We start from the raw sequence: 9,525 nt of genomic DNA, 5'->3' as shown, positions 1-9,525 counted from the left end.
TTACCTGTCATTGAACAAAAAATCGCTGTTACAAAAAATGAAGTCTCTAATATAGAACCTCTGCCTAATATTAAAATTGAAGCCTCTATCCCAATTATTGCTAAAATTGAAAATCCTATCGCTAAAAAAACCGCTCTGATTATTTCTGAGGTTAAAGAATCTACACCAATTGTCCCTAAAATTAAAGCTCCTATAATTGAAGTATCTGCTCAAATTATCACAAAAGTTCAAGAATCCACTTCTCTTATTTCTAAAGTTGAATTAACTTCAAATATTAATGTTAAAGCAGAAGAGCAAATTCCAATTATTTCAAACGCAGAAAATTCTAATCCTATTATTGCTAAAATTAAAGAATTTATCACTGGTTTTGATAAAGCCAAAGAAACTACTCCTGCAATAATAAATAATGAAATCAGTGTGATTAAAACCATACCTGTCGTTGAACAAAAAACTGTTGTTACAAAAAATGAAGTCTCTAACATAGATCCTCTGCCTAATAATAAAATTGAAGCCACTAGCCCTATTATTGTCAAACTTGAAAATTCTATAGTTAAAGAACCCACTCTGATTATTTCTGAAGTTAAAGAATCTACAGCAATTGTCCCTAAAATTGAAGTATCCGCCCCAATTGCCGCTAAAGTTCAAGAATCCACTTCTCTTATTTCTAAAGTTGAATTAACTTCAAATATTAATGTTAAAGCAGAAGAGCAAATTCCAATTATTTCAAACGCAGAAAATTCTAATCCTATTATTGCTAAAATTAAAGAATTTATCACTGGTTTTGATAAAGCCAAAGAAACTACTCCTGCAATAATAAATGATGAAATCAGTGTGATTAAAACCATACCTGTCATTGAACAAAAACCTGTTGTTACAAAAAATGAAGTCTCTAACATAGATCCTCTGCCTAATAATAAAATTGAAGTCTCCAGCCCAATTATTGCTAAAATTGAAAATCCTATACTTAAAGAATCCACTCTGATTATTTCTGAAGTTAAAGAATCTACAGCAATTGTCCCTATAATTGAAGATCCTATTTCTGCTATAATATACAATGAACATGCTATTGCTGCTTCTCAAAGTAACAATGCCATTGAACAAAAACCTGTTGTTAAAAATGATGAAATCAGTGTGATTAAAACCATACCTGTCATTGAACAAAAACCTGTTGTTACAAAAAATGAAGACTCTAACATAGATCCTCTGCCTAATAATAAAATTGAAGCCACTAGCCCTATTATTGTCAAACTTGAAAATTCTATAGTTAAAGAACCCACTCTGATTATTTCTGAAGTTAAAGAATCTACAGCAATTGTCCCTAAAATTGAAAAAACTATTCCTAAAGTAATAAACAATGAACATGCTATTGCTGCTTCTCAAAGTAACAATGACATTGAACAAAAACCTGTTATTACAAATAATGAAATCAGTGTGATTAAAACCATACCTGTCATTGAACAAAAACCTGTTGTTACAAAAAATGAAGTCTCTAACATAGATCCTCTGCCTAATAATAATATTGAAATCTCTAACTCAATTATTGCTAAAATTGAAAATCCTGCAGTTAAAGAACCCACTCTGATTATTTCTGAAGTTAAAGAATCTACAGCAATTGTCCCTAAAATTGAAAAAACTATTCCTAAAGTAATAAACAATGAACATGCTATTGCTGCTTCTCAAAGTAACAATGCCATTGAACAAAAACCTGATGTTACAAATGATGAAATCAGTGTGATTAATCCTTTACCTGTCATTGAACAAAAACCTGTTGTTACAAAAAATGAAGACTCTAATATAGAACCTCTGCCTAATAATAAAATTGAAGTCTCCAGCCCAATTATTGCTAAAATTGAAAATCCTGCAGTTAAAGAACCCACTCTGATTATTTCTGAAGTTAAAGAATCTACAGCAATTGTCCCTAAAATTAAAGCTCCTATTCCTACAATAATAAATAATGAACATAAAATTACTGCTTCTCAAAGTAACAATGTCATTGAACAAAAACCTGATGTTACAAATGATGAAATCAGTGTGATTAAAACCATACCTGTCATTGAACAAAAACCTGTTGCTACAAAAAATGAAGACTCTAATATAGAACCTCTGCCTAATAATAAAATTGAAGTCTCCAGCCCAATTATTGCTAAAATTGAAAATCCTATGATTGAAGTATCTAGTCCAATTATGACTCATATTAGAGAAGAAATAGAGGCTGATACTGAAGTCGATCAAGCTGAAGATATTTTCAAAACTGAATCAATCATTAAAGAGGAAATCATTAGGGAGGAAGTTACTGAAGAAGTGATTGTTAAAAATCATATTATTCCTTTAGAAAAGCCAAGAGTCATTTTAGTCAGCTCAGAAAATATTTTAGACTCACGTGAAACAGAAAATTATGCTGATTTAAATAATGAAATATTAATAAATACAATAGATAAAAACTTAATTATTGAGAAAGAAATAGATACGGATAACTTAAAAATTATAAGTTCTATAGCAGAATCAAATAAACAAATCAAAGAAGAAGAAAATATAAGCAACAAATGGAAAATACATACTTATAATAAATACAATATAGATCCTAATTTTAATATTAAATTAGAAAATTCTGAAGAAATCGATTTATTAGGAAAATATACATATTTTGTAACAAAAAAGGATTCTATTTTACAATTTTGTACATATGACAGTTCTGATAATGAGCGCCCAGCAGTAATTTACTATGCGAAGCTATCACTGGAAGAGGAGTTTTTTCCAAGCATTCAATTTTTTAATCAAAACGAAATTAATTTAATAGAATATGATGATTCAAATGCTTTTAGCTTAAGGCGTTTTGAAAATGAAGTTTCTTATAATTGGTATGGAAGTCAAATTAATATTTCTGAAGCAAAAATTTTGGAGGAAAAATGTTCGTTTTCTCCTCCTGAATTTGTAAATTCATTGCCAGAAGCTCCTCAAACTCATGCAATTGAAACAGAAAAAATAAAAAGCGAAGATATTTGGCAAATAACAACCTTTAAAAAAATTGAAACCGAAAACTCAGAAGAAAAGGAAGCAAACTTTCTAGGTGAAAATAGTATATTTATCACCCTAAAAAACTCTAAAATTCAATACTGTATGTTTGAAAAATCAAATTTTGACAAACCTAAATACATTGGTTATGCAGATCTCCTTTTCAAAGATTCAAAACCAAACCAAATTAAACATTATGATAGTACCTCAGCCAATAATATTGAAATAGAAACTGGAGATAACTTTTTACTTAAAGAGTTTACAGATAATTCAAGAACCATTTGGGAAGGAATTCGTTTAACCAAAGAAAAATATGAAGAAATTAAAAAAATCTGTGCAGAGTTAGAGCCTCAAAGTCAAGTGACAGTATTGCCTCCAACAGAAAATATTGAAGAAATTCACGGCATAGAAAATGAATTTTTGGGCGATATTAAAAATACAGTTGTCGATTCTATTATTGAAACAATTGCTGACACAGTTGTCAATTCTGTTGTTGACTCTCTAGTCGAAACCACTACAAATATTTTTAATAAATTTTTGAATGAAAAAGAATCTGAAACCGATATAAACAGTGATGAAAAAAATAAACAAAATGAACTAGTCCAAACAGACACTCTTATTCAAAATACAGATATTCAAACTCTAATTGCTAATTCCAGCAATACAATCAAAAGTGAAGACAATCAAAAATTAACTGATGTTCAAACAATTGAAGAAAAAGTTGTTGAAATTCAAAAAATAGATAATAAAAAGTCAATCACAGAAAGTGATAGCGAAGAAGATGAAGATAAAAATCAAGAGAATTCTAAGGTAAGTGATTTTGATATAACTGAAGATTTCTTTATGAGTTATAGTTTTTTTGAGATCTTTGATTATCTTTCATTTAAAATTGCTTATCTTATTAAACATGAAGACGGAAAAATAGGAGCCTATTCTGCAGAAGATTATTCAGGTGCAGCAAATTACGGAGGAGTAACTGGTCATAATCTTGCGGACTTTAGAATTCCAATTTATACCGATGCAACGTCATTAGTCTTGCCTGACTTTACAGTCAAAAATAGACATTCTAAAATTAAATATTGCAATGATTTTAGTTTTAAAGTTTCTCAAAAAATTGCTACAACTTTCATTCATATTGAAAATATATCTGAAAGTAAATATAAAAATATGAAAGAAGCTCAGAGTTGTGTCTATGATGTTTATGATAAAAATAAAAAATTGAGTACGTTTCAAGTTCTATTCAATAAAACCTTTATTGATTGGTGTCCATCAGGTGAAGAAGATATTTTAAAAAGTGTTCAAGAGTCGGCAAATAATATCTTTAACAATTGTAAAGCATATAAAAAGCTTTCAAGTGAAGAATTTGACAAATTGCCCATTAAAAACATGTCTGATTTGTCCAGACACACTCATTATTTAACGAACTTAAGTCCACTGAGTGGTTTTATTAATCTTAGCAATTTGGATTTACGCGGAAGCAAAATTAAAAAAATTCCAAGAGGAATTTTTTCAAATATGAAAAATCTAAAGAAACTTGATTTAAGTGAAAATCAAATTTTAAAGTTATCACCAAAATCTTTTTATGGATTAAATAATCTCGAGGAGCTTTATTTAGGGAATAATAAAATTACTGAAATTTCAGCTGATACTTTTGACATGCTGCCTAAACTTAAAAAGGTTTCACTCTTATCAAATACAAAAATTGAATTTCCAAATGAAGCCTTTGATAAGCTTACTGAACTAGAAGAAACATCTTTAAATGAGATTGATTTCATGAAGAGTTTAAGAGTTTGCAATAATATGCAGACTTGTCAAAATAATGATTCTAAAAACAATTACAAAATAGTCTCCAATAGCAATCAGCCATTAAAGAATCATGAATATAATAATATTGATTTTAGCAACTTATTTTTACAAAACACATGGAAAATAAGAAGTAAGTCAAGAAGTGCTCTACTTAATCATGGAGAAACTCATGAGTTAACTGAAGACACAAGTGAAAATACTGAAGAATATATTTCTATTAGAAGGAATATTTATTACACTTGCATAATTAAAGAAAATTCAGAAGCCGAAACATTTAAAACATATATTCAACATTTAGATAAAGAAAACCAACACATTATTTTAACACCAAAGAATTACAATGAAAATGTTGTTTATCAATATGTTAATACAGGAAATAATTATTCATTTAAATATCAAAAATTTGAGGATATAATGATAAACAACAGAAAAGAAATAAAACCTGTAGAAACAATTGAAATTGGTCAGGCATTAAATTTAACTGAATTCTTAAATATCAAAGATAAATGCAAAATTCCTTTTGAAGTTGAAAATATTTTTGATTAAATTAATTTAACTTTCCAGTATCTATTTGGCTGATGAAAATTGGGTGTTGTGGAATTTTCAATCACAACACCTTTATGATCTCTAGAATACTTTTTGTGTTTCCAATATGGAGCAAGAAAATATTTTGCATCACCAAGACTTAAAGCTGCCTGCAAAAGTAGCTCTGGGTTCTTTGGATTTATCATTTTTTTTAATTGATTAAATGTAAAAATCATACCAAAAGTATATCGATTTTTATTGTCTTTAAATTTTTCATTTTCAAGATTTAAAAATTTTAATTCTGACCAATATTTTTCATTTAAAGTTTTATTTTTATTTGTTCTTTTTCTAATAGCGTCAAACTCAATCGCAACCCATTCCCCTCTTGGAGTCATTTCAAATTCAAAATAATGGCTTGAATTTATAGCTGAAGCAAGAAATAATTCACTCACACTAAATTTCCAAAGTTCATCTACAAAGTATGCAGTGTATTTACTTTCTCTTTGTTGTGGAAAATATAAAAAATTATTTTCAAAAGGTTCAAAACTATATGTTATCCATTTTAAGAAAGGTTCATCCTTTTTTTTCATGGCTTTTTCTATTGATTGGAATTGAAACACTTCAACTCCAATCGATGGAACCCCAATATTTTGAGTTTGTGAATATTCTATAAAAGGCGATTCAAATATTTTTAAAGGAAATATTATATTTTCTTGTTTTTTTTTATATGAAATATTTTCACTCTGCGGGTACCAAAGAATGCCGACCCATTTTTTATGATCCATTCCACAATAACTTGGTCCAAGTTTTTGCATACCACATGAAGTAAAAAGATCATTTGAAAATTCACCAATAGGTTGAACTTCTAATTCTAAGTCAGCCTGCAACTCTTTCTTTGCTTTTGCTCTCATAATTGAAGTTAAGGTAAGCATATCATTTGTACTTGCGTTGCCAAAATTCCAGACAAAATTTGCGTGAAACTCACTGACAACTGCATTTCCCACACGGGTGCCTTTTAAACCCAATTGATCAAATAATTGACCACTTGGCTTTCCTACCTCATAATTATTTTTAAAAGTCGAACCACAACTTGGTAAATAAAAATGTCTTTTTTTATGTCTATCTGCTTCACACTCATGCATATGTTGTATTAGTTTTTCAGGATTTTCGCTTAATGAAAAACGGAGTCGAGCGCCCACAACAATTTCAGGTTTACTCATTAGCAGTGTGCTCTTATAGCCCTTAAACACTTCGTCAGCTGAATATGTTTTTAAATCGCCATTCGTATTTATTGTTATAATTTGATAAATAATTTGAGAGATTTCACCACCGTAACAACGTGCATTCATACGCACCGATGCGCCCAATTGACCAGGCATTCGATACATCCAAGAGGCACCCGCACGATTTTCAGACATACATATTTCTGAAATTTCCGTATTTGTAACTCCTGCTTCAGCAAATAATATTTCTGTACTTTCCCAATGCCAAGCAGATAATTTTTCTAAGGAGATAACAAGCCCTAAAAACTCACCATCTGCATAAACTGAATTGCTTCCCGAACCAAGCACTGCGCAAGGTAACAAATTTTTTTGACTCCAAAACAAAGCCTCTTGAATTTCAGAGATACTATTGGGCTCTGCATAGAAGCGCGCTACACCACCCATTTTATAATATGTTTTATTATTTAAAGGTTGATTTTCTAAAAAAAAATGAGGCAGGAGATTTTCCATTTTTTAATGTCCTAAAGCTTCAAGGACTTCTTTTACATTGCAATATTTTGGTCCACCTTCATAAAATAATTCTGAATTAATTGCATGCGCAATTTCTGCATGACTAAAATTGCGCACAACTAAATCTTCACAAATCTCAGAGAATAAAAGCTCTGTTTTCTTTTCCATTTGTACAAAACTTTGATAATATTCTGGATTATCAATTCTATTAAATAACTCTCCCACTTTCCAATCTTCAGGTGGTAAATGGCCTAACTTCGTTTCTATTTGTTTGAGTTCAGAAATTTTTCTTTGTATATTTTCTGGTATTTTTTTTAATTCGATTTTATTTGCCATTCTTGTTCTTCCTCAGCTTTAACAGGTGCAAAATATCGATGATAAATGCTCTTTGACATGCGCACCTTAAAAATTCCTTCATCTTGAGTCCAGTTAGATTCTAAAACACGCGCATGAGAATAAATGAGCGACAGCATTTTAGAATCACCATACGCTACATGGAAAACCTCTTCCACCATATTTTGGGCAAGAAAGTTAACAATCATCTCACGAAATCGCTTGATATCCTCTTCTTTATAACTAGACAAGCAGATACTTCTTGGATAGCCCCTTGCAAGTATTTTTGGCAAACGTGGTTCCCCTAAAATTTTATCGATTTTATTAAAAACGATAATTCTTGGAACATCAGATGCACCCACTTGGGCAAGAACTTCATCTGTTACTTTAATGTGCTCTTTATATGATTTATGTGTAATATCAACTATATGAAGTAATAAGTCAGCTTTGCTTGTCTCTTCAAGGGTGCTTCTAAAACTGGCAACCAATCCGTGAGGTAAATTTCGAATAAAACCTACCGTATCAGTGACAAGAATATTCATATTATTCACACCGCGAATACGTCGTATGCTTGAATCAAGGGTTTCGAATAGAGAGTCCTTAGCTGATAAATGACTTTCAGTTAAAAAATTCATTAAAGTCGTTTTACCAGCATTTGTGTATCCAACCAACACAACATTCCACTCATCGGCTCGATTCTTTCTTTGTGTTTCTCTTTCTTTTTGAATTTTCTCAAGATCTTTTCTAAGGCTTGCAATCTTATCTTTCATTCTACGACGATCAATTTCTATTTGAGTTTCTCCAGCGCCTTTAAGTCGACCACCGGAACCTCCCCCCCCACGTTGCCTTTCCCAAGTAATCCAAGCATTGGAAAGTCGTGGCGCAATATATTCCAAATGGGCAATTTCAACTTGTGTACGTGCTTCTTTAGAACGTGCATTTTTACGAAATATTTGTAAAATAACACCAGTTCTATCAAGAATAGGTTTCACAATTAAATTTTCTAAATTTCTGACTTGTGTAGGAGAAAGCTCTTGATCAAATATAACATAATCAAACTTTAAAGAATCACAGGTATTTTTTATTTCCTCTGCTTTTCCAAGCCCTATATAGGTTGCTGGTACGGGTTTAGCCTTTTTTTGAACTGTCACCCCAACGCATTCGTCCCCTAACGTTCTTACAAGGGCACCCAGTTCAACCAAGCTTTCTTGTATTTCAACGGGATCATCATCGGGTAACTCTAAGCTAACTAAATAGGATTTCATTCCACCTTGAACACGACTTTCAAGCAGTTGCCTAGCTTTTTCGAGTTCTAAAGTTTTTTCTATGTCTATATTATTTTTACTCAACGAAATTCCTCTATGAATTTTGAAATGTCATTTAATTCTTCTTGGCAAATACTATGACCCATTTGATATGTTTTTGATCTTAATTTCACAGTGCCCATATCTTTTAATAAATCGACAGATTCAAAATACATTGCTGGCAATACAACTTGATCTTGCAATCCATGTGCAATAAAAACAGGTGTTGTTATTTTTTCTCCTGCATAACTATTTTTTATAACGTGAGCTTGAATCATAAATCCACTTAAAGAAATAATTCCAGAAATCTTTTCTTTTCCTTTTAATCCACAATTAAGAGCCATTGAAGCACCTTGAGAAAAACCTAAAATAAAAATTTTATTTAAAGGAACAGATGTTTGTTCTGTTACATTATAAATTAACTGTAAAATAAAATCTTCAGAAACTCTTCTTTCCTCTGTAGGATTATTGAAGAGTGGAAACCATTGTGCCCCATCAATTCCCATTGGATAATTTCTTGGTCCTTGGGGAAAAATCCAAAGAACGTCGTTCACTTTAATTTCATTCGCTAGTGATGCAAAATTTGCAGCAGTGTCACCAAATCCATGTAAAGCGATTATAACATTTTTTACTTCGTTTCCTTTGCATTGGGCTACCGTCTTAAAAGGACTCTGAAGTTTATCAATACTTTTTGATCCTATCCATTTGATGTTATGCTGATTTGACATTCTTTCTCCATAGGTGAATTTGACGTTTTATTAATACCATCTAAGGCAATATACTTGTTTTTAGAACACCGCAAAACATTTGGG

General features: G+C 30.7%; 5 protein-coding genes. 1 reads left to right on the top strand and 4 read right to left on the bottom strand.

Features of this window, described 5'->3' with window-relative positions:
• Positions 1 to 5,364, top strand: a 5,364-nt coding sequence (locus GCL57_RS04210) for a leucine-rich repeat domain-containing protein (RefSeq protein WP_161597588.1), incomplete at its 5' end; no start/stop codon positions are given.
• On the opposite strand, the gene murB is transcribed toward GCL57_RS04210, so the two are convergent.
• Genes murB through GCL57_RS04190 form a run of 4 tightly spaced genes read right to left on the bottom strand, consistent with a single transcriptional unit; the run spans position 5,361 to position 9,441 of the window.
• The gene (gene murB, locus GCL57_RS04205; RefSeq protein ID WP_152212028.1) at positions 5,361 to 7,076 is read right to left on the bottom strand and encodes a UDP-N-acetylmuramate dehydrogenase; all 1,716 of its coding nucleotides are present in this window, start codon (positions 7,074 to 7,076) and stop codon (positions 5,361 to 5,363) included. The genes GCL57_RS04210 and murB overlap by 4 nt on opposite strands.
• A 3-nt stretch (positions 7,077 to 7,079) precedes the next feature.
• Positions 7,080 to 7,412 carry a hypothetical protein gene (locus GCL57_RS04200; protein ID WP_152212027.1) on the bottom strand — a complete coding sequence of 111 codons (333 nt, stop codon included), beginning with the start codon at positions 7,410 to 7,412 and terminating at the stop codon, positions 7,080 to 7,082.
• Positions 7,391 to 8,758 (bottom strand): GTPase HflX, encoded by a 1,368-nt coding sequence (hflX, locus tag GCL57_RS04195; RefSeq protein ID WP_152212026.1) that lies wholly within the window; start codon positions 8,756 to 8,758, stop codon positions 7,391 to 7,393. The genes GCL57_RS04200 and hflX overlap by 22 nt, the downstream gene beginning before the upstream one ends.
• Positions 8,755 to 9,441: an alpha/beta hydrolase gene (locus GCL57_RS04190; RefSeq protein ID WP_152212025.1), complete on the bottom strand. Its 687-nt coding sequence runs from the start codon at positions 9,439 to 9,441 to the stop codon at positions 8,755 to 8,757. The genes hflX and GCL57_RS04190 overlap by 4 nt, the downstream gene beginning before the upstream one ends.
• Between the last annotated feature and the right edge of the window lie 84 nt (positions 9,442 to 9,525).

The organism is Fluviispira multicolorata (assembly GCF_009208585.1).
GTDB classification, from domain to species: Bacteria; Bdellovibrionota_B; Oligoflexia; order Silvanigrellales; family Silvanigrellaceae; genus Silvanigrella; species Silvanigrella multicolorata.
This window is presented reverse-complemented; position numbering and strand designations above follow the sequence as displayed.

What these genes read in the sequence shown, in the direction of transcription:
- murB (WP_152212028.1), bottom strand. Translation starts at nt 7,076, where the DNA reads ATGGAAAATCTCCTGCCTCATTTTTTTTTAGAAAATCAACCTTTAAAT.
- GCL57_RS04200 (WP_152212027.1), bottom strand. Translation starts at nt 7,412, where the DNA reads ATGGCAAATAAAATCGAATTAAAAAAAATACCAGAAAATATACAAAGA.
- GCL57_RS04190 (WP_152212025.1), bottom strand. Translation starts at nt 9,441, where the DNA reads ATGTCAAATCAGCATAACATCAAATGGATAGGATCAAAAAGTATTGAT.